This is a genomic window from Micromonospora sp. CCTCC AA 2012012 (assembly GCF_040499845.1).
In the GTDB taxonomy this organism is placed as follows: Bacteria; Actinomycetota; Actinomycetes; order Mycobacteriales; family Micromonosporaceae; genus Micromonospora; species Micromonospora mangrovi.
Genome location: NZ_CP159342.1, coordinates 1,953,597 through 1,975,707 on the forward strand (window position 1 = coordinate 1,953,597; position 22,111 = coordinate 1,975,707).

Annotated in this window: 10 protein-coding genes; 2 read left to right on the forward strand and 8 right to left on the reverse strand. The window is 75.3% G+C overall.

Annotation, left to right across the window (positions count from 1 at the left end; genetic code table 11):
• Nucleotides 1–212: 212 nt before the first annotated feature.
• Complete coding sequence (locus ABUL08_RS09000; protein WP_350936374.1) at nucleotides 213–578, forward strand: hypothetical protein; 366 nt, start codon at nucleotides 213–215, stop codon at nucleotides 576–578.
• Nucleotides 579–620: 42 nt separating this feature from the next.
• On the opposite strand, the gene ABUL08_RS09005 is transcribed toward ABUL08_RS09000, so the two are convergent.
• The 8 genes from ABUL08_RS09005 to ABUL08_RS09040 all read right to left on the reverse strand — a co-directional run bounded on the left by ABUL08_RS09005 (nucleotide 621) and on the right by ABUL08_RS09040 (nucleotide 18,214).
• Nucleotides 621–1,058, reverse strand: a complete 438-nt coding sequence (locus ABUL08_RS09005; protein ID WP_350936376.1) for an OsmC family protein — start codon at nucleotides 1,056–1,058, stop codon at nucleotides 621–623.
• A 90-nt stretch (nucleotides 1,059–1,148) separates the two neighbouring features.
• A complete protein-coding gene (locus ABUL08_RS09010; protein WP_350936379.1) occupies nucleotides 1,149–3,740 on the reverse strand; it encodes a cellulase family glycosylhydrolase in 2,592 nt (863 codons plus the stop codon).
• A gap of 237 nt (nucleotides 3,741–3,977) precedes the next feature.
• On the reverse strand, nucleotides 3,978–5,843 hold the full coding sequence (locus tag ABUL08_RS09015) for a hypothetical protein (protein ID WP_350936381.1): 1,866 nt from the start codon (nucleotides 5,841–5,843) through the stop codon (nucleotides 3,978–3,980).
• Nucleotides 5,840–9,658 carry a vWA domain-containing protein gene (locus ABUL08_RS09020; RefSeq protein WP_350936383.1) on the reverse strand — a complete coding sequence of 1,273 codons (3,819 nt, stop codon included), beginning with the start codon at nucleotides 9,656–9,658 and terminating at the stop codon, nucleotides 5,840–5,842. The genes ABUL08_RS09015 and ABUL08_RS09020 overlap by 4 nt, the downstream gene beginning before the upstream one ends.
• Nucleotides 9,655–10,836: an ATP-binding protein gene (locus ABUL08_RS09025; RefSeq protein ID WP_350936385.1), complete on the reverse strand. Its 1,182-nt coding sequence runs from the start codon at nucleotides 10,834–10,836 to the stop codon at nucleotides 9,655–9,657. Before ABUL08_RS09025 ends, ABUL08_RS09020 begins: the two co-directional genes overlap by 4 nt.
• 59 nt (nucleotides 10,837–10,895) lie before the next feature.
• The gene (locus tag ABUL08_RS09030; RefSeq protein ID WP_350936387.1) at nucleotides 10,896–15,917 is read right to left on the reverse strand and encodes a hypothetical protein; all 5,022 of its coding nucleotides are present in this window, start codon (nucleotides 15,915–15,917) and stop codon (nucleotides 10,896–10,898) included.
• Nucleotides 15,914–16,771, reverse strand: a complete 858-nt coding sequence (locus ABUL08_RS09035; RefSeq protein ID WP_350936389.1) for a DUF4132 domain-containing protein — start codon at nucleotides 16,769–16,771, stop codon at nucleotides 15,914–15,916. Before ABUL08_RS09035 ends, ABUL08_RS09030 begins: the two co-directional genes overlap by 4 nt.
• 678 nt (nucleotides 16,772–17,449) lie before the next feature.
• On the reverse strand, nucleotides 17,450–18,214 hold the full coding sequence (locus tag ABUL08_RS09040) for a DUF899 family protein (RefSeq protein WP_350936391.1): 765 nt from the start codon (nucleotides 18,212–18,214) through the stop codon (nucleotides 17,450–17,452).
• 253 nt (nucleotides 18,215–18,467) lie between these two features.
• Here ABUL08_RS09040 and ABUL08_RS09045 point away from each other — a divergent pair, with 253 nt between their 5' ends.
• Nucleotides 18,468–22,046, forward strand: coding sequence for a WD40 repeat domain-containing protein (locus ABUL08_RS09045; RefSeq protein ID WP_350936393.1), 3,579 nt, complete (start codon nucleotides 18,468–18,470; stop codon nucleotides 22,044–22,046).
• The last annotated feature ends 65 nt before the right edge of the window (nucleotides 22,047–22,111 follow it).

The following is a 22,111-nucleotide window of genomic DNA, read 5'->3' on the forward strand; positions in this document are numbered from 1 at the left end:
GCGCCTGTGCGGGGCCTGGAAATCCGCTGAGGCGATGCGGAGAGCAGCGGGCGGGGCCGCATGGCGGTCGAGCACCCGACGGCAACCTCAGCGTAGCCAGCGGCGGGGGCCGCGCAGGCGAGGTTGCGGCACCAGCCCGAGATGAGCGCGCCGAGAGGCGGGCGAGGGATTTCCGTTGGCGGGTGCCGCCGGGTCCCGCCTACCCTCACGTCGTGGCCAGGGCGCGCAAGCGGAGCATTCACGTCGACGGCGTCGACTACCGCTGGACGGTCCGCCGGATCGACGCCGGCCACGTCAGCTGCCGGGTCTGGCCCGTTCCACCCGGTGCGGGCTGCCGGTTCGAGGTCCGGCTGGCCTTCGACGACCCGTGGCTCAACTTCGGGCCGATCATCACCACCCCGGCGGACCGGGTGGCCGAGGCGTTCGCCCTGACACCGGTCACGCCGCAGCTGGTCGCGGAGCTGATCCAGGCGGTGCTCGCCGCCGGGGCGCAGGCCGACGAGGGCGGACCGCTGCGCTGCACGCTCACCGACAGCGGCCCACGACTGGAGCCCGCGTCCGGGCGACCCGCCGGTTGACCACCGGGGTCACGGCCACCCCGACCGCCCGACGCAGCGACCTCAGTCGTCGTCGCCCGTCTCGACGATCGAGACGGGAGTGCCGAGTTCGACGGTACGGGAGACGGTGCAGAGCCGGTTATGCGACTGCTGCAACGACCGGGGCAGCGCCTCGCGGGCCCGGTCGCCGTCCGCACCCTCGGGGAACCGCACGGTGAACTCGACGCGGATGTCCGCCATCCGGTTGCCGCCGGTCTCGTCCCGGATCTTGTCGCCGGTGACCTCGACGGCGAACCGGGTCGGCTCGGCGCGGCGGCTGGTGATGTGGTCGACGTCGATCGCGGTGCACCCGCCGATCGCTGCCAGGAGCAGTTCCACCGGCGTGAAGCTGGCGTCCCCACCCGCGCCCATCGACATGGATCCGCCGCGGGTGTTCCGCACGACGTACTGCCCCACGCTGGTGCGCTCGATCTCCACCGAGCGGACGGTGTCCTCACTCATGCCGACAACCTACCCAGGCGGCACGGTCGGCGAGGCACTCCGGTCGCCGGGCCGGCACCGCAACGGCGGTTCCGGCCCGGCGACCGCGCGTCAGGAGGCGTACGCGCTGATGGAGTCGATCTGGACGGTGGCCGCGGCGGACGCGCCGCCCGGGTAGAGCGACAGCTGCGTGACGGAGCCCAGGTCGAGCGGGCCCGGGGTGGCCCACGGCGGCGGGGCGAAGTCACCGAAGGGCACCTGGACCACCCGCGCCTGGGTGCCGGTGAAGGTGAGGGTCTTCTCCCAGTAGAAGCCGCCGGCGACGAACTGGACGGTCAGCTGCTGGCCGTCGCTGCCCGGCTGGACCCACATCCGCAGCCCGCTGGTGCCGCGCCAGTCCTGCGGGGCGGGCATGGTGTGGATGACGCCCGCGTACCCGCTGGCGCCGGGGGTCCAGCCCAGCAGCATGCTGTGCCCGCTGCCCTCACCGGCCGGGGCGAGCGTCGCGGTGATCGGGTCGCCGCCGGAGTTGCGGGGGTAGGCGGCGGCCAGCGCCGCGTCCGACGGGTAGGTGTCGAAGTCGTCCACGACCACCCCCGGCAGGTCGGCGCGGGTGGTGAAGGCGGCGTCCGCCGTGGTGGAGCCGTACCCGTTGGTGGCGGTGATCCGCACGTGCAGGGTGGTCCCGGCGGGCCAGGCCGTGGTCGGGGTGAAACCGGGGGTACGCAGGCCGGAGACCGCCACCAGCGGCGCGCTGAGGTCGGCGTGCGCGGAGACGGTCAGCGAGTAGTACGCGGCACCCGGCGCGGCGGACCAGTCGAGCGCGGCCAGCCGGCTCACGCCCGTGGAGTCGGGCGTCGGCGCGGTCAGCCCGAACGCCTGCGGCACGGTGTCGGTCACCGAGTCCGAGCGGCCGGACAGGGCCACCGAGGTGACGGCGAACCGGGCGTTGCGCCGCCACACCACCCGCAGTCCGTCCACGTGGGACAGGCCGGCGACGGAGAGGGCGTACCGGCCGGGCCCGACCCGGTCGATGCGCGGCCGCACGGCCCGCCACCCGGTCGTGCCGTCGGCGGAGACCTCGACCACGGCGGCGGGACGTCCGGCGGAGGCGACCATGACCGTGGCGGCGGTCAGGTCGTCGCGCCGATAGCGCAGCTCGCCCGGCTGACCCTTCCCCGGCGCGACCAGGACGCCGTCGCGGGTCGGCGTGCGGCGCAGCGAGTCGCTGTGGCCGGCGCTGACGTACCAGTCCTCCAGCGGATCGGTCACCTTGTCACCGGTCGGGTCGGTGCTCACCGGCAGGGAGACGGCCACGGCGGCGTCGGTGGCGTCGACCGCCACCACCCGGTAGGAGACCCGGCCGGCCGGGGTGGTCAGGTCGAACCACGGCGCGTCGTCGGCGGTCAACGGCTGGGGGCCGCTGACGGTGGCCCAGGTGGCGCCCGGGCCGCGCCGCTGCACGAGGTAGCCGGCGGCGCCCGCGGTCCCCCGCCAACGCAGGGTGTTGATGCCGTAGTCGGCGTCGATCGCGGTCAGCAGCGGCCGGTCACCGGTGACGGCGGGGGCCGGCCGGCCGGACATCCGGCCCGCGAAGCGGGTCAGCGCGGTCACGGCCGTCCGCATCGCCGGGGTGTCCCCCGGGTAGTGCACGGTGAAGCCGTCGCCGTGCGGCACGAAGCCATGGTGGTCGTGGTGCGGGAAGAGCGACCAGAAGAGCGCCCCCGTGACGTCCGGGTTGGCGGCCACCTGGTCGAGCAGTTCGTCGGTGGCCTGGCCGGAGCCGTACTCACCGGCGACGTAGACCTTGCCGGCGGCGGTGGCCGCCGCCGCGTCCGCGGCGATGCCCGCCGCGGTGGGCGGGTAGTAGTGCGAGTCGCTGATGTCGACGTGCGGGGAGGCCAGGACGGCGGGGTCGACGCCGTGCTGGTTGCCGGCCGCGACGAGCTGCCGTGGGGCGAGGGTCTTGACATAGCCGGCGGTGTCGTCGACCCAGTCGCCGGTCATCCCGTTGAGTTCGTTGCCCAGCTCCCACGCCAGGACCGTCGGATCGTCGGTGTACGCCGTCCCGGTGTAGCGGTTGACGTGGGTGAGCAGCGTCCGGAGGTACTGCTTGAACGCGGCGCGGGCCCGGGGGTCGGTGTAGAAGAGGGCGCCGTCGTTGTCGGTGCTGAGGCCGAGCCAGCGCAGGAAGTCGTACCGGCCGCCGTGGTAGTACTGCCAGTTGTCGGTGAGCGGGATGATCAGCCGCAGGCCCTGCCGGTGGGCCTCGGCGATCGCGTAGTCGATGCGGTCGAAGGCTTCCGGGTTGAACTCGCCGAGCGCGGGTTCGAGCGACCGGGGGTTGCCGGTGGAGACGCCGAGGGTGTGCGCGCGGACCACCGTGGCGCCCATCCGCCGCGCGGTGGTCAGCCCGTCCCGGATCCGGAAGTAGCTGGGATAGTCGACGGTCGGCGGGTCGGTCGGGTCGGTGCCGCCGACGTTCTCGTCCAGACCCAGCCAGTACGCGTTGGGCCCGGCGAAGCGGAAGGGTCGCCCGGCGAGGGTCAGCCGGCTGCCGTCCCGGACCACGAACGCCGCCGCGCGCGACGAGGAGTCGTCCGCCTGCGGCCCGGCGGCGGCTGCCGGTACGGCGGACAGGGCGGTTGTCGCCAGCACCGCGACGACCGCGACGGCGGCGGTCCGGCGGATGCGCAGTCTCATTGTCAGTCAACCTCCGCAGCTGTGCCGCCGAGGCCGGCGGCGACCGGGCGGCGACGGTCAGCCGTCACCACGGCTCACTGAACCGGTTAAGGTGAGAGGCGTCAATAGACCGGCGGCCTCGCGTTACGCGAATGTTACCGATCGATGTGTGGGCTGCTGTCGTCAGCGCAGGCCGCTCCGGCGGCCGGGGCGAGACACCTGAATCGGTTAACTCGGCTGCCTGCCCCGACCACGGCGTCAGCCGACCGGCGGGGCGGTCCAGGAGGACCGGATCAGCTCCCGTTCGGCGGCGGCGAGGTGGGCGACCGCCGCCAGCCACGCCCAGGCGTACCGGTCCGAGTCGGGATCGGTGCGCCGGCCGAACACGTCCCGGCCGCGCCGGTCCGCCTCGTCCACGAGCCCGGCGGCCACCACGGCGGCGGTGGTGAAGCCGGCGCGGCGCAGCGGACCGGCCAGTCCGGCGCCCTCGCTGCGGGCCACCTCCGCGACGGCCCGGCGACCACCGGCGACGGCCAGCTCGACCAGTCGACGGACCCGCCACAACGGAGACTCCGCCACCGCGTCGGCGCCGACGGCGAGCACCGGTGCGCCGCCGGCGGCCGGCGGCAGGTGACCCCCCTGGATCTCGTCGTAGCCGAGGTCGGCGCGGCCGTGCCACGACTCGGGCAGCAGGAGCGTCGGGGTGGCGTCGGGCACCGGGCCGACCGCGAGCGGGTGCAGCGTGGCGGCCCGGTCCGCGTCCAGCCGGCCGACCACCCGGATCCGCAGGCCCGGGCGGGACGCCAGCCGCCTCAGGTTGGCCACGTGGGCGAGCATCGGATGCGGGTCGGCCGGCACCAGCCGGATCACCGGCCCGTCCGGCAGCGGCGCCCGCTCCGGACCGACGCCGGGCGCCAGCTCCCGGGTCAGCACCTGGTCGCCGGCGGCGCCGACCACCATCAGGTCAGCGCCGACCAGCGCGGGCGCGGCGCGGTCCGGATCCTCCGGATCGAGGGCGAGCTGGGCGGTGACGGCCTCGGCGAGGGGGCGGGTGAACAGCTCGGCCAGCGCCCCGGTGGACCAGTCGGACCCGGTGAGCGGCGTGGCGCGCACGCCCCTGCCGGCGCCGAGCCGGCCCTCCGGGGAGACGGTGGCACCGGTGATCCGCAGGCCACCCCGCGCCAGCGCGGCGTGGTTGACGGCGACCGTGCCCAGCTCGGTGACCGCCCGGACGCAGTCCCGGGCCCGCTCCGGGCCGCCCGGTTTCACGTCGCCGAAGGAGAGCCGGCGTCCGTCGGCGGCGATCAGGTGGGTGACCACCCCGGCGTAACCGGTCGCGCTGATCACCGGTTCCCGGCAGATGCCGTACACCTCCAGGGTGCCGTCCGGCTGGTAGGGCCGGCGCAGGACGCCGACCAGCGCCGGGTCGGGATCGCCGGCGGCCAGCCGACCGGCGACGTACAGCAGGTCGTGCAGCACGTCGACCAGCTCCGCCAGTCGGTGGCCGGCCTGCCGACCCCGATGGGCGCGCAGGCCGCGTACCGTGCGCAGCGCGGCGCTCTCGGCCCGCGGCAGGCCGGCCAGCCGGGCGTGGTGGGCGGCGCGCAGCAGCTCGGCCTGCGGGACGGCGCCGGCCGCCGGCACGCCGGCGGCGAGCACCGCGGCGGCGGCCCGCCACACCACCTGGGCGGCGGCCCGCTGCGCCTTCGTCGGCGCCGCGCCGCGACCGGCGGCCGCCTTTCCGCTACGCCCCGAGCCGTCCCCGGTCGGCGCCGGGGCGGCGGTGGACGCCCGGACGGGTCGGGTGGCCGGATCGGCGACCGGGCAGGCGACCAGCACGGCGGTACGGTGCAGGCAGCGGGGCGCGAGCAGGCAGCTGCACCGCGCCTGGTCCGGATCGGTCACGGCACCGGCCGCCCCGGGAGTCAGGGTGACCCGGGCCTCCGGTCCGCAGTCGACGCAGACGCCGCCCTCGACCGCACCGACCGGTACGCCGGCGAGCCGGGCGACGGTGTCGTCCAGCCGCCGGTGCAGCCGTGGTGGGAGGGCCGCCACGGCAGCGGCGACGACCTCCGGCAGCACCGGCGGCAACCGGTCGGTGGCCACCGCGATGGTGTTCGTCAACGTGATCCTCCGCGGACACGGTCGCCCACCCAGCGGGCGAGTTCGAGCGGACTGAGCGCGGCGACGGGCATGCCGGCCGCGACGAGCTGCTCGGCGACCGGCACCGAGTAGCAGGGCACTCCCCTGTCGTTCAACGCGGCGCAGCCGAGCAGGTGCACCCCGGAACCGGCCAGCGCGCGCACCTCGGCGAGCAGGCCGGCCAGCGGGTAGCCCTCCTCGAAGTCGCTGACCACCGCGACGATGGTCCGGCTCGGCACGGCCACCAGCGAACGGGCGTGGGCCAGTCCGGCGGCGATGTGCGTACCGCCGCCGACCCGCACCTCCAGCAGCAGCGACAGCGGGTCGTCGACCCGGTCGGTCAGGTCGACCACCGCGGTGGAGAAGGCGAGGAAGTGGGTGGACAGGGTCGGCACCCCGGCGAGGACGGCGGCGGTCAACGCCGACCACACCACCGACGCCTCCATCGAGCCGGACACGTCGACCACGAGCACCAGCCGCCAGTCGGCCTCGGTGCGGGTGCGGGTGTGGAAGACCGGGCGTTCCGGCACCACCACCGTCCGGCCGTCGTCGAGGCGCCGGGTGTGCGCCAGGTTCGCCCGCAACGTACGGGCGAGGTTGAGCCGGCCGCCGGGGCGGCGGGACGGACGCGGATGGGAAAGCCCGGTCAGCGCCGGGCGCAGCTGGGTGGCCAGCTGCCTGGTCAGCTCCTCGACCAGCCGCCGGACCAGGGGCCGCAGCTTCGCCAGCTGCGCCTCGGGCAGGCCACCGGCGAGCGAGAGGACCGAGGTCAGCAGCTCCATCGAGGGGCGTACCGCGGCCGGGTCGAGTTCGGTCAGCACGTCGCTGCGACCGCTCTCGGCCGCCCGCGCGATGACCTCCTCGCGGACGGCGGCGCCGAAGAGCGCCTCGAGTTCGTCGGCCCATTCGCGGGCGGTCGGGAAGGAGGCCTCCTGGCCACCGCCGGCTCCGGGGCCGAAGTCGGTGGCGCCCTCGCCCCGACCCGCCCCGTACAGCTCGTCCAGGGCGCGGGCGTAGCGGCGGGCGTCGGCGGGCAGTCGCTCCGGTTGCCGGCCGAGCAGCAGCCGCCACCGGTCGGTGGGGGTGAGCCGCCCGGTGGCGGCGTCCGCTTCGGGGGAAGCGTCGGCCGGCGGGTCCGCGGGGCCGTCCGGCGGGGTCGGGACGGGGATCCGTCGGGTGATCAGGGCGGAGTGCCCGGCCGCGTCGGCGGCGGCCCAGCGGGCCAGCAGGTCGGCCGGGGCGGACAGGGTCAGGTCGAGCCGGTCGCCCAGCCGGTCGGTGACGGTGTGCAGCATCCGGTCCCGGGCCGCCGGGGTGAGCGCGTCGAACCCGCCGCGCAGCGCCGGCAGCCGGTCGAGGAAGTCCGCGTCGGTGAGCCGTTCGATCCGCTCCAGCAGCGGGTCCAGCGCGGCCGGCGCGGACTGCAGCAGCGGGTGCGCCGCGGTGAGCAGGCCGCCGAGCAGCCGGTGCAGGTGCCGTCGGGTGTCCGGTCCGGTCGCCGCGTCGATCCAGCCCGCCACCCGGGTGCCGAGGGTCGCCGGACCGGTCAGGTCGAGCAGCACCCGGGCGGCCAGGGCGGCGCCCTGCAGCAGCGGCGAGCCGGCCCGGGTGAGGTGGTCGAGAGCCTCGTCGAGGCGCAGGCCGATCCGCTCCTCGCCGGCCCGGACCGCGAGGTCGACCAGCGCGGCGGCGTCGGTCGGGTCGTCGCTGCCGGCCAGGCCGGGCAGTCCGCGGACCGCCGCGTCCAGCAGCACGACGGCCAGGTCGGCCGCGCGGGCCCGGGTGTCGACGGTGGTGCCGGGCAGGTGTTCCCGGCGCAGCGCGTCCAGCAGGTCCAGTGCGGAGAGCAGTTCGGGCAGCGTGCCGGTGCCGGGCAGCACGGTGGCGGCCAGGTCGAGCCGGTCGCCGACCAGCTCGGGCAGGTCGCACCGGGCGGCGTCGCGGAGCGCGGTGAGCAGCTGCGCGGCGGTGGGGCCCCCGTCGGCGGCCTCCCGGCGGAACCGCTCCCGCAGGGTGCCGGTCGCGGCCAGCGCGGCGGTCACCCCGCGTACGCCGACCAGGTCGAGCCGGGCCGCCACGGACGGTGTCCAGGCCAACTGCCAGCGGGTGGTCAGGGCCGCGCCGTCACCGGTGCCGGAGACCGCGATCGACTCCCCGTAGCCGACGCCGCAGACCTGGAGGCGGTGCAGCAGGACCTCCCGCCGCCCGTCCAGCTCGGTGCGCAGCGGGTCCAGCCGGACCTCGCGCGCCTTCGGGCTGGCCGGGTTGGGCAGCCGCAGCGCGGTGAGGTCCGCCTCGACCGCGGGGCCGAGCCCGGACCGGGGCGTGCCGGGGGCGACGCGACCACGGTCGGCACCGACCAGCACCGCTTCCAACGCGGTGGCGAGCGCCCGGCCGCGACCGAACAGCTCACCCTGGCCGAGCACGGTGGTCACCGCTTCCAGCACCTCGCCCCGGCCGGGGGCGGGGAGGTTCCGCAGCCGGGCCAGGTCGTCGGCCAGCCGCACCGTCTCGGCGGCCTCGCCGGTGCCGGCGGTGTGGCCGGCCGACCGGAGCGCCCGGCACAGGTCGGTGACCACCCGGGCGGCGGCGGCGCGGATCCGTTCCGGGTCGCCGGCGGCGGTGAAGACGGACTGCTGCCAGCGCGGGTCACGGATCCCGGCCGGATAGCCGGACCGGGAGTCGAGCAGGTCGAACGCGTACGGCACCAGCGAGGTGACCGCCGTGCCACCACCGGTGGTGGCGGGCCGGGCCGCACCGGTGGGCACGGCGACGCCAGCCGTCCCCGCCGGAGCGGCGTCGGCCGCCACAGCGGTGGTCAGGGCCGGATCGGTGTCGGTCGACCCGGCAGCCGGCAGCGCCCGATCGGTGTCGGCTGACGCGGCGAGCGGGGTCGGGCCGGTGTCCACAGACCGGGCGGGGAGCAGGGCCGGGGCGTGGAAGGCACCGATGACCGCGGCGACCCGACGGCCGTCGGCGCCCGCCTCGGCCAGCACCCGCCGCATGTGCCGCTCACGGGCCAGGTCCCGGGCCGGCACCCCGTCACGGCCGGCGCTGTCGGTACGCATCGCCCAGCCGACGCCGAGGGCGGCCCGGCGGACCGCCTCGGGCGGGCAACCGGGGGCCCGCACCTCGACCACCCGGTCCCACAGGTCGTCGCCGTCCCGGCCGGTGCCGCTGGCGCTGAGCGCGTCGGCGTAGGACCTTCGCACGTCGGGCACCGCTCCCCCGGGGTCGGAGCCGACCGCCCGGTCGGCGTCGGCGGCCGGGTCGGCGTCGGCGGCCGGGTCGGCGTCGGCGGCCGGGTCGGCGTCGGCGGCCGGGTCGGCGTCGGCGGGATCGGTGGGATCGGCGGTCCAGCCGGGGTCGGCCAGCGGCAGGTCGCAGCAGCGGACCTCCACGCCCCGCTGCCGGGCCCAGCGGATCGCGGCCAGCTCGGGCGAGAAGTCGGCGAACGGGTAGAAGCCCATCGGCCCGTCCGCGCCGTGACTGCCGACCAGCGCCAACGGGGCGCGGGCGGCCGGGTCGGACAGGTACGGCAGCCAGCGCTGGAAGTCCGCCGGCAGCTCGATGCAGACCACCTCGGCCCCGGCGGCGTCCAGCAGCGCCGGCACCACCGCGGCGAGCGCCGGGCTGTGGTGCCGCACCCCGATCAGGTACGGCCGGACCGATCCGGCGAGCGCGTCGACCACGGCCCGCGGATCGCCCGACGGCCCGGCCGCCACCGTGTCGCCGGTCGGCGGCACGGCACCGGTCGGCGGGACGGCACCCGTCGACGGGCTGGCGAGAGTCGTCACCGGAGGCTCTCCCGCAGGTCCCAGAGCCGCCGCCACATCGCCGAGCCGTCCTCGGCGCGGCGGCGCACCGGGCCGTCCCAGTAGCCGAGCAGCCGGGCGTGGTCGTTCTGGTCGTCCTTGCGGACCACCCCGAGCAGGTGACCGGGCACCAGGTCGAGCGTGTCCCCGTCGGGCAGGTACGCGGCGGCCAGGCCGAGCGACACCGCCACCTGCACCGCCTCCGCCGTGGACATCACGGTGCCGGGCCGTTCCACGTCCCAGCCCTCCCCGGACCGGCCCGACCGCAGGTCACGGAAGACGGTGACCAGGGCGTCCAGCACCGCGTCGTCCACCGTGTACGCCGCGCCGGCGCGCTGCACGGCGGCGGTGGCCTGCCGGCGGACCAGGTCGGTCTCGGTGTCCGCGTCCGAGATGGGGTGCACGGTCTCGAAGTTGAAGCGACGCTTGAGGGCCGCGGACATCTCCGACACGCCCCGGTCCCGGAGGTTGGCGGTGGCGATCACGGTGAAGCCGGGCCTCGCCCGGATCAGGCCGTCCTCGGTGCCGGCCAGCTCCGGGACGTTCATCCGCCGGTCGGACAGGATGGACACCAGCGCGTCCTGCACCTCGGGGAGGCAGCGAGTGACCTCCTCGATCCGGACCACCCGGCCGGTGCGCATCGCGCTGAGCACCGGCGAGTCGACCAGCGCCTGCGGGGTCGGGCCCTGGGCGAGCAGCAGGGCGTAGTTCCAGCCGTACCGGAAGGCGTCCTCGGTGGTGCCGGCGGTGCCCTGCACGGTCAGCGCGCTGGTGCCGCAGACGGCGGCGGCCAGCAGTTCGGAGAGCATGGACTTGGCCGTGCCGGGCTCGCCGACCAGCAGCAGGCCCCGCTCACCGGCCAGGGTGACCACACACCGCTCGACCAGGCTCCGCTCGCCGATGAACTTCGCCGGGATGGTCATGCTCGCCGGCAGTCCGGTGCCGGTACGCCGGTCGGCGGGCAGGGTCAACGCCTCGCCGTCGCTGCCCCGGATGAAGGTGACCACGGCGCGTGGGGTCAGCGCCCAGCCCGGTGGCCGGGCCCCGTCGTCGTACGCGGCCAGGAAGGCCAGTTCGTCGGCGTAACGCTGCTCGGCGGAGAGGACCTGGGCGGCGGTCTCCGACGCCGGGGTGGAGCGGACGTCTTCCGTCACGATCACGGGGAGGTTCCTCGATCTCTCTGGTGCGGATGGGGGTGTTCCGGACGGGGCAGGCGGGGTCAGCGGCGGCGGGACAGGTGGTCGAGTCGGGGCCGGTCGCCGTCCCGGAGACGGCGCCAGGCCCGGCGGTACAGGTCGGCGGCCGGCTCGAAGGGCACGGTCACGCCGAGACCGGCCGTACCGTCGGGTGCGAGGTCGAACAGGGCGACCTTCCAGCCCTCGATCGGTGCCTGCCCGCTGCCGCGCTCCAGCCACGGGCCGGGCAGGAACAGCGACCGGCCGGCCCGGGACCGGCTGGCCTCGACGACCAGGTCGGTGCCGGCCAGTTGGGCGCGGGCCGCCTTCAGCCGGGTCGGCTTCCACCCGGTCCACCGGGCCGTGGTGCGGTCGGTCGGGTCCGGCATGGCCAGCAGCATCAGGTACACCGCCGCCGCGTCGACGCCCAGGCCGTGTTCGCCGGCCACCTCGGCGACGAGGTCCGGCACCGACCGGGTCGGGTCCTGCGGCCACCAGGTGCCGTCGGCCGCCCGCGGGCCGCCGGCCGGCTCCCCCGGGTCGCCGAGCAGCGCCGCGAACCGTGGGTCGCGGACCAGCCGCAACGCCACCTCCATCGGGTACGGCTTGGCCGCGTCGGCGCGCAGCGCGGGAAGGTACGGATCGGTCGCGTCGGCGTCGAGCAGGTCCGGTCGCAGCGCCGGTGACGGCTGGCTGTCGTACGTGCCGAGCACGATCGCCCCGTACCGCTCCCAGCCGGGGCCGGTCTCCGACGGGCTGCCCGCCACCTGCCGGAACTCGGGCAGCGAGACGTACCGGTCGAGGTCGAGCAGCAGGTCGGAGTTGGTCAGCCGGTCCCGGAGCGCGGCCAGCGCGGTCGGCAGCGCGGCCCGGCACGGGTCACCGGCGGGCGTGTGGTGGGCGACCCAGGCCGCCAGGGCGACCGTGGAGCGCAGCACCTCACCGGTGAAGCCGCGGGCGCGGCCGTCGACCTGCCGGGCCCGGTCGCCGCTGATCCGGAACGCCAGGTCGGTGCTCAACTCGACGGAGCGGGCCGGGTCGAGCAGCGCCGGCAGCGCCTTCGCCGGTCCCCAGCCGGTACGGACCGCCCGCACCGCCTCGGCGAGCAGCTGTTCGGGCACCGCCACCCGGCGCCCCAGGGCGGCCGTCCAGACCGCCGCGGCGGCGGGCACGTCCGGGCCGTCGGTCCACAGCCGGGCCGGGTCGTCCGGCAGCAGCGCCGCCAGCACGGCCCGCCGGAGCTTCGGACCGGCCTCGTTGAGCACCCCGAAGGCCAGCTTGACCTCGCCGACCTGCTGGATCCCGAGCGCCTTGCGCAGCTCGACGGGCACGGTCCTCGCGGTGTCCGCGTACGGCAGGCCGGCCAGCAGCAGCTTGGCGGCGGTGGCGGTGACGCCGGTCAGCGCGGCGAACTGCTCGGCCGCCTCCGGTCGCCAGGGCAGCGGGCCGCGGGCGGCCCACTCGGCGCGGAATCCCGCCAGCCAGCCGTCCGGCCGGTCGTCGCCGGCCGGCTCCGAGGACCGCACCGCGTACGGCGCGGGCACGGTGAACCCGCCGGTCGGGTCGTGGTGCAGCGCGTCGAGGAGGTAGCCGGTGCTGGTGCCGTTGCAGCCCAGCACGGCGATGAACGCCCCGTCGGGCAGGGGCAGGATGCCGGGGCCGGGGTGCCGGCGGGTGCCGTCGGGGTTGCGCAGGTCGTCGTCGAGCAGGTGCAGGGTGCAGCGGCGCCACCGGGCCGATCCGGTCGGCCCGGTCAGGTCCAGCCGGTCCAGCTCGGCCAGCAGGGCGCGCAGGGTCTCCCGCTGGTCGTCCGGGGTGACCGCGGCGGCGGCCCGGTAGGCGACCGCCGGGACGGTGCCGAGCAGGGTCCACCACTGGACCGCGTGCGGCAGCGCCGGCCCGTCGAGGTGCAGCCGTATCCCGGTTCCGGTCCCGGCGGTGGCGGCCCGCTGGGTGGCGAACGCGTGGAACTGGGCGAAGGCACGGGCCGGGGCGTCGGTGGCGCAGTACGCGGAGCCGCGCAGGCCGTCCAGCGCCCGGTGGAGCTGCTCGTCGGTGGGCCCGGCCACAATGGCCGTCGGCGTCGCCGGGGCCGGGGCGGACAACGACCTGGTGACCTTCTCGGTCACCGCGTCCAGGTCGGTACGCACCCGGGCGGCGAGCCGCAGCGCCCCGACCACCCCGGCCAGCACCGCCTCGTGGCTGACCGTCGGCAGCATCGAGCGCACCAGCTCGACCAGCGGGTCCGTACCGTCGTCGCCGGCGGTCGACGCTCCGGTGCCCGTGGCGCCCGGCGCACCGGTCGCGGCGGCGGCCGGCGGGGTGGTGGCCAGCCGGAAGCGGACCGCCGCCCGGGTGGCCGCCCGCGCCGCTTCCTCGGCGAGGGCGGCGCGGCGTTCGTCGACGGCGACCTTGAGCAGCACGGCCGCGGTGTCCCGGTCGATCCGGCGCAGGGCGGCGGAACCGGCCGGGTCCCGGGGCAGCAGGTGGCCGAGGAACCTCGCTCCGGGCAGCGGAATCGCGTCGGGGGTGTAGGTGCGGCTGGACGGCGGTCCGGCGGCGGCCGACGCCACCCCGTCCGGGTCGAGCAGGACGGGTCCCGGCAGGACGGCCCGGGGCCGGTCGTCGCCGGGCAGCACCAGCGCCGCGATCGGCTCCTGTCCCGACGCCACGGTCACGGTACGACCGGCCAGGTCCTGACCGCGTACCGAACCGTCGGGCAGGGTGAAGACCCGCCAGCCGAGCAGGCCGTCCACCGGTACGGCGGCCGGGGTGGCCCGGTCGGACAGGGCCGGTCGCAGCCAGCTCGCGGACTCCCGCAGCTGGCTGCCGGGGACCGGGAGGTCGGCCAGGAACCGGGGCAGGCTGCGCCGGCCGTGGGTGTTGTGGACCGGGTCGTACTCGCGCCAGCCCCGCTCGCCGTCGACGTCGCTGTGCCGGTGCACCCAGTGGGAGATGCCGTCGGTGATGACGGGCAGCTCGGGCGGGAGGACGGTGTCGCCGACGTGCAGCACGCCGCCGCCGCTGGTCCGTCCGCCGCCGGGCAGCGGCAGGGTGATCTCGTTCGTCCGCGGCCGGGGCCCGTGCTGCCGGCCCTGTACGGGCTGCAGGTCGCCCGGCGACGAGTGCCAGTAGCCGCACAGGTCGTAGCCGCGCGCCTTGGAGTGCCAGCAGACCAGCAGTTGCCCGTCGACGTAGTGGTAGCCGGGCTGACCCCACATGTCGCCGGCCGGGATGCGCAGGTCGTGGCGGAGCACGATGCCCTCGGTGCCGAGCACCCGCACGGTGGTGGGGCCACCCAGGATCACGTACGGCCAGGCTTCCTGGGCGGTCACCTCGACCCGGCGGTCGCCGCCGGTCACCTCCCGCCAGGCCAGCTCCCACTCCGGCCAGCCCAGCTCCTCGATGAGCCCACCGCGCAGGCTGCGGGCCACGCGCTCGGCCAGGTCGACGTCGAGGGCCTGCCCGAGGTCGCCACCCCGGACCGGGCCCCCGGGCCCGCCGAGGTCGTCGGCGACCAGGTGCAGCGCCTCGACCGGGAGGTTGCCCAGCCAGTCCACCGACTCCGCCAGGTACGGCAGTCCGGCGGCGAAGCGGTGGCGGATCCGGGCTCGCAGCCAGTCGGTCAGCACCGGTCGGACGCCGGGCGCGCCGACCATCCGGCGCAGGGCGTGCTGCTGGCCGTCGAGCTGGTCGAGGCCCCGGCGCAGGGCCGCGGCGAACCGGTCGTCGCCGGCCACCGCCCGCAGCTCCCGGTCTCCCTCGACCTGGACCCAGCGCGCCAGGTCCAGGGTGTCGCGCTCGGTCGGCGGGGTCACCGGCAGGTCGAGGGCGAGCAGTTGGTCCAGCAGGTCGAGGTCGCCGTCGTGGGCGAGGGTCTCGCGGCTGGCGGCGAGTTCGACGCGCAGCCGGTCGGCCATCCGGTCGACGAGCGGATAGAGCTGTGCGACGCGGGCGGGACGGTGGCCGGAGTTGACGCGGCTGAGGAAGCGGCGCAGCCAGCCGACGGAGCCGTCCTGCGGGCGAGCCGTCTCCGGCACGTCGGGGTCGGTCAGCCCGGCGAGCGCGCCGGTCCCGGTCAGCAGGGCCAGCCAGGTGACCAGGTCGTCCCGGTCGGTGGGCATCAGGTCGAGCAGGCTGCCGCGCACCGCCGGGTCGCGGCCGGCCAGCGCCGTCACCGCCGGCAGGTGCGCCTTCCACCAGCCGGCGGGGGCCTCGGCGGCCACCGGCAGCCGGAGCAGCTCGGTCAGGCAGGCGTCGGCGGCGTCCGTACCCCTGGACCCCCCGGCCTTGCCGGCGGCGCGGGCCAGCCGGTTCACCGCGGTGGCCGACTGGGTGGACGGCACCACGCCCGCGGCGGCGGCCCGCAGCGCCAACCGGCAGAACCGGGTCAGCGCCTCGTCGGCCGGCAACTGGGCGGACAACTCCTTCGCGTAGCCGGCCAACGCGGTCGCGGAGACCACCTTGGCCGACGCGAACTCCACGTAGACCTCGTCCAGGCGGTCGAGGTCGACGGGGAGGCCGTGCTGCGCCTCCGCCTTGCGCGCCTTGTTGAACAGCTGCGTGGCGTAGGTGTCCTGCCCGGCGGCGAGGAACACCCGCGCCGCCTGCTCGAAGAAGGTCGGCAGGACGTGCGGCAGCGTACGGGCGAACCGGTCGGCGATGCCCTGGTGCCCGTCGAGGGCGGCCTTCGGCCGCGACCGCACCTGCTTCGCCAGCTTCTGCAGCTCCGGCACGACCGCCAGCGCGTGCCCGCCGTCGGCCGGGTGGTGCACCAGCACCCACTCGGGGAAGGCCAGTGGCCGGCGCAGGCCCAGCCCGACGACCGCCGGCTCGGCGACCGGCACCAGGCCGAGGAACCCGACGGCGATGTCCTCGCCCTCCCCCAGGGCGGCGTCGACCAGGCGGACCACCGGCCGGTCGTCGAGGACCGGGTGCCGGTAGGTGCGGGCGGTGACGGGCACCGCCCGGTCGCCGGTCCCGGCGGTGTCGGCGGGCAGCACCGCGCCGGCGGTCAGCAGGCCCTCGGTCGCCTCGACGGCCGGCATGCTCGTCGTCCCGGTCACGCCTTCGTCCCCGTTCCGGTCAGGGCGCCGGAGAGGACCGTCGCCATCCGCATTCCTTCCGACCAGGCCACCGGCCCGACCTCGGTCATCCGCAGCGTCGGTCCGTCCACCACGGACCAGGACAGGGTGCCGAGGGTCGCCTCGGAGTCCCAGTAGTCCTCGTCGAACCAGAGGGCGGCCTCGACCGTGCGGCCGTCCTCCCAGGCGCGGCAGGTGATCCGCGAGCCGGAGACCCGGAAGCCGCGCGTGGCGGCCCGGACGGCGAGCCGGTTGGGGACCTTCGTGCCGCGGAAGTCGGTGATCGTGGTCTCCCGGTCCTTGAGGTCGGCGGGCTTGTCCCAGGTGCCCCGGTGCAGCTGGTCGACCCGCTGGGTGATGTCCAGCTCGTCGGCGAACCCGCGCAGGTCGGCCAGGTCGGTCAGGCGTACCGGGTGGGGCAGGGTGGCGCTGGCCGGGGAGAGTCGGACGGTCTCGCCGTCGAGGGTGACCACGCGCAGGTCACCGCTGTCGGTGACGTCCCGCAGGAAGCCCGGCTCGGCCGGGTCGTCCCCGAGCACCACGAGGTCGCGCAGCGCGTCCCGCCAGGCCGGGTCCGGCCACACCCGGGCCAGCAGTCCGGTCGGGACCGGCAGCGAGGACACCATCCAGGCGTTGACCCGGGTCAGGCACTCCTCGGCGTGCCGGTCCAGCCACTGGGCGAACTGCCGCAACCGGTCCACCTCGGGGTCGTCGCGCAACGCCTTCGGCAGGGTTCTCAGCGGACGCCTGGTGGCTCGCGGGCCGGTGGAGCGGGCCGCCACCTTGCCGTCCACGAGACTGATCTCGTACGAGTCCCCCACCGGTAGCCAGCCCACCAGGAACACCCTCCGCAACGGGATCAGCCGGACCTCGCCAGGAATCGGCCTCGATCAACAACGGGGGCACGCTAACAGCAGTGACCGACACGACAGTGCACGGTCGGACAGGCCATCGGGCTCGACGCCGTCGGCGAGCGCGTTCCCACCCGCCGTCGTCGCAGGTGAGGCCGGTTTCGCGCGAACCGTGACGCGACCCTGGCGATGAGCGGAACCGTCACATGGTGACGTGGACCACACGACAGTTCGGGAGCCGGTGGCAGGGAAAGGCCCGGGCGTCCCGGCCCGACGCACTCGTCACTGTCCGCGAAGGACCCCGGGTGGCGGCCGGCTGCCTGACCGCCCGGAGTACGGCTACGCTGCTGCCCCGTGTCGACGCGAGAGGACCGGGTGTTCGAGGCGGTGGTCCGACGGATCGCCGCCGGCCGGTACATCGACGAGGTGCCGGCCGCCCGACTGCCGCCGCTCCGGCCCGCTCCGCCTGGGTCGAGGGCACGCTGTGCCAGCCGAGGCTGGTCCAGGACCCCGACGACCGGCGAGTGGCGCGGCGCCACCGACGCCCAGTACGCGCAGATGATCGAGGAGCCGTTCGGCCCCCGCCGGCCCGCACGACGGACGCTGACGGCCGGACGGGTACGCCACCGGCCGGTGTGCAGGCGGTACGGCGGTCGGCGTACCTCAGTGGCAGGTGCCCTGGTGCCCGCCACCGGTGGAGGCCCCGCGGCCCAGGTCGTCGTCGCGGCCGGCGGCGAGGCGTGACCACTGCGCCGTGGGCCGACCGTCGAGCCGGAACTGGTCGCCGTCGGTGCGGAAGCGCTTCGGCCATCCTTCCGGCGAGTCCTCCCAGCCCTCCTGCCGACCGTGGACGGTCATGTCGAGCAGCCCGTACGACGGTGCCATCGCCTCGGCACCCCGGCCGGTGGTCCAGTAGGTCTCGAACACCCGGTCGCCCTGGCGCAGGTAACACGCCTTCATGCCGAAGGCGCGGCCGGCGACGAGCGCGTCGAGCGACTCCGGGGGTACGGAGTACCACGGCAGCTGCCAGCCCATGAAGTCCCGGTAACGCAGCGTCTCCTCGAACGGCCCCTGGCAGAAGACCGCGAAGGTGACGTCCCGCGAGTGCAGGTAGGACAGCTCCAGCACCTGCCCGTTGAAGAACGTGCAGCCCTCGCACTGGTCGGCGGCCGACCGGCCCGCGTGCCACATGTGGTACGACGCGATCAGCTGGCTGCGGCCCTCGAAGACGTCGAGCAGGGGCGTCGGGCCGTCGACACCGACCAGGCGGGCGGTGGCGTCGACCTCGACCATCGGCAGCCGCCGACGCGCCGCGGCGATGGCGTCACCCTCACGGGTGTGCGCCTTCTCGCGGATCCGCAGCTCGTCGAGCTGCTTCTGCCAGGTGTCGCGGTCGGTGAGCCGGGGTGCCGGTGGCGTGGCGGCCATGGGTTCCTCCTCGCGCCGAGTGTCCTGAGGCTATCGGCGACCCGGGCCGACCTCCAGCAGGCGCTCCCGGCGGCCGGCGGCAGCGCCACGAGCCGGCCGAGGGATCGGCACGGCCGGCGGGCGCGGCGCGAGGTGCGTGCTCCGTCCGGGGTCCAAGCTGGCAGTACGTGGTGGACCCGCGTGACGAGGATGTGCAGGTTGGCGACCACAGTGATCGGCACAACGCGTGCGACCGGGATGGAGGTGTCGCCTGATGACTGAGTCTCACTACCAGGGCGTCCAGTTCGGCGACCACAACATCCAGTACAACTGTTCCGGGCCGGTGGTCCGTACGACTCTCCACGGGCCCGTCGAACGGATGCAGGACGTCTGCTTCGATCCGGTCCCGCTGGAGCGCGATCTGGGCCTGGCCCGCTTCACCGGGCGGGACTGGCTCATCGCGCAGATCGACAGCTTCCTCTCGGCCAACGCCCGTGGCTACGTGCTCATTCAGGGTGAGGCCGGTGTCGGGAAGTCGACCCTCGCCGCACACCTGGTCCGGACCCGCCCCTGGCTGCACCATTTCACCCGCCTGCCGGGCGGCCGTTCCGCCCCGGCGGCACGCAGGAGCCTGGCCGCGCAGCTGATCACCCGATGGAAACTGGCCGAGGAGTGGGCACCGGGTGGCGTCCTGCCCCTCGCGTCCGGTCGACCGGACTGGTTCGGCCGCCTCGTCCATGCCGCGGCGCGCGAACGGGACCAGCAGACACCGGGTGAGCCGATCGTGCTGGTGGTGGACGGGCTGGACGAGGTCGACGACGGGTCCGACGCCACCGAGCTGCCCCTGGGCCTGCCCGTCAGCCTTCCCGACGGGGTGTTCGTCGTCGCCACGAGCCGGTTCGGCATCGACCGGGCACTGCACGGCGTTCGCCGTCCGGCCGTCTGGCTGGAGATCGACGTCGACGGCCGGGACAACCTGGTGGACATCCGCCGGTTCATCGCCGACGTCACCGACCCCGACCGCGGGGACGAACGTCTGCATCAGGCCGTGCGAGGTGGCGGGACCGACCTGGAGTGGTTCCGGGAGGCGGTGGCGCGGTCGTGCGCCGGAGTGTGGATCTATCTGCAGTACGTGCTGGACGAGATCCGGGAAGGCGTACGGGATCCGCGCAGCGTCGCCGCACTCCCGTCCGATCTGGCCGGTTACTACGCGGAACAGATCGGGCGATGGCGCAGTCAGGCGACGCAGCAACAGTGGGCCCACGTCACGCTGCCGCTGCTCGGCGTCCTCGGCGCTGCCCGTGCCCCGCTCACGGTCGAGCAACTCGCGGCGTTCGCCGGGGTGCCGTCCATCGACACGGTACGGGTCTTCACCGAGGAGACGATCCGGCCGTTCCTCCGTCGTCACGACGACGAATCCGTCGAACTACGGCACCAGAGCCTGCGTGATCTCATCGAGGGCAACCCGTCGGCGCACCGGCCGGATGTGGCGGGTCTCGCGCGCCAGCTCGCCGCGCAGGTCCGGCTCGCTCACCGCGCGATCACGGACGGCTTGACGCCCCCCGGCGCACTCGATGCCCGTGACTGGCGCAGCGCCGGATCCTATGCCCGGCACCACCTGGCCGCGCACGCCGCCGTCGCGGGCAGCCTGGACGCCCTCGTCTGCGATCCCGGCTTCCTCCTGGCCGCGAGTCCCGGCTCGATCGTGGCCCGCCGCGACAGCCTGCACACGCCGGACGGGAAGCGGGCACTCGCGGCGTTCGAACTGAGTCTGTACGACTGGGTTCCGTCGGCCGACGCCCAGAACCTGACCAGGCTGGCCGCCAACGCCGCCCGCCTCGGTTCCGCTGCTCTGGTCGCGGCATGTCGCCACCACACGGACGGGGAATGGCAGACGCTCTGGGCGTCCTGGGGCGGCCACCACCATCGGAAACTGGCCAGCGGCGACGATGTGGTGTGCGCGGTGGAGATCGCGCGGGCCGACGGCCGCGAGGTGATCGTCTCAGGTTGTTTCGACGGTGTGGTGCGGATCTGGGATGCCGTCAGTGGAGACCCCTGCGGCGCCCCGCTGGCCCACGACGCTGCGGTGACGGCGGTCGCGACGGGCCGGATCAGGGACCACGACGTGATCGTCACCGGCACTGAGGAGGGCACGGTACACATCTGGAACGCGGCCTCCGGTGAGCCGCTCGGTGCCCCACCCGCCGGCCACCGTGGTGTCGTCTGCGCAGTGGCCATCGGCCGCGTCGACGGCCGGGACGTCATCGTCACCGGAGGCGACGACACGACCGCACGCCTCTGGAACGCGGTCACCGGCGAACAGGTGAGGACCCTGACCGGTCACCACGGCGGCGTGCGCGCAGTGGCCATCGGCCGCGTCGACGGCCGGGACGTCATCGTCACCGGAGGCGACGACACGACCGCACGCCTCTGGAACGCGGTCACCGGCGAAGAGGCGAGGATCCTGACCTGCCACCACGGCGCCGTGCGCCAGGTGGCCATCGGCCGCATCGACGGCCGGGACGTCATCGTCACGAACGCGTACGACACCCGGGACATCTTCGCTGTCCCGCCAGCCTGTTCCGTTCGCGTCTGGGACGCGGTCACCGGCCGGTGCAGCGACGTCGACCTGGACCACGACGCCACCGCGATGTCCATGACGATCGGCCGGATCGCCGGGCATGACGTGATCATCACCGGCTCCGCCGAGCGGACCATCCGCATCTGGGACGCCGCCACAGGCGTACCCCTCGGCGCTCCGCTGGCCGGGCACAGCAGCTCGGTGACGTCGGTGACACTCGGCCGCATCGGAGACCGCGAGGTGATCGTCTCAGGCTCCGGTGACGGGACGGTGCGGATCTGGGAGGCCACCGTCGGCGACCCGGCCACCGTGGCCGGTCATCGTTACTCCGTGCAAGCCGTGGCGGTCGGGCGGGCCGGGGATCGCGACGTGGTGGTCTCCGGCGGACGAGACGGGACGGTGCGGACGTGGGACGCGCTGAGCGGAGCCCCGGTCAGCGTCCTCGCCGGTCATGGCAGCCCGGTGAACGCCGTGGCGATCGGGCAGGCCGCCGGCCGTAGTGTGATCATCAGCGGCTGCGAGGACAGGACCGCATGCGTCTGGGACGCCGTGACCGGCGACCTGATCCGTGTCCTCGTCGGCCACTCCGGCGAGGTGCGGTCGGTGGCGATCGGTCCGGCAGGGGATCGCGACGTGATCCTGACCGGATGCGGCTACCAGGACGACAAGATCCGGATCTGGGACGCCGCCTCCGGCGTACGGATCGGCACGCTGCCCGTCGACCATGGACCGTGGTCGCTGGCGATCGGCCGGGCCGGACACCGCGATGTCATCGTCTGCGGCTCGAGCGACGAAATGATCCACGTCTGGGACGCGGTCACGGGAGAACGGACCTGTCCCCCGATGCCGGGCTATGTCAGCCGTCGACCGCCGAACACCGGCAGGAGAGAAGTACGGTGCGTGGCGATCGGCCGCGCCGGCGACCGCGACGTGATCGTCTCCGGCACCTGGGAGGGAACCGTGCGGATCTGGGACGCGGTCACGGGGCAGCCGACGGGAGCGCCCCTCACCGGCCACCGAGACGGAGTCTGGTCGGTGGCGATCGGTCGCGGCGGGAGCCGCGACCTGGTGGTCTCCGGGTCCCGCGACAACACGGTCCGTATCTGGGACGCTGTCACCGGAGCCTCGATCGGTCCTCCCCTGACCGGTCACCACGGGTGGGTGCACGCGGTGGCGATCGGACGGGCCGGAGACCGCGACCTCATCGTCTCCGGTTCGGCGGACACCACGCTGATCGCGTCGGAACACCGACCGCACCCCGGGCGGCGCTGACGTGCCGGGAGGTCGTCTCTTCCGCACGCCCGCCGGGACCCGCTGTCGCCATTGGTCGCCACACC

Coding starts and splice junctions, on each gene's coding strand:
- ABUL08_RS09040 (WP_350936391.1), bottom strand. CDS start 18,214: ATGGCCGCCACGCCACCGGCACCCCGGCTCACCGACCGCGACACCTGG.
- ABUL08_RS09005 (WP_350936376.1), bottom strand. CDS start 1,058: ATGAGTGAGGACACCGTCCGCTCGGTGGAGATCGAGCGCACCAGCGTG.
- ABUL08_RS09045 (WP_350936393.1), top strand. CDS start 18,468: ATGACTGAGTCTCACTACCAGGGCGTCCAGTTCGGCGACCACAACATC.
- ABUL08_RS09010 (WP_350936379.1), bottom strand. CDS start 3,740: ATGAGACTGCGCATCCGCCGGACCGCCGCCGTCGCGGTCGTCGCGGTG.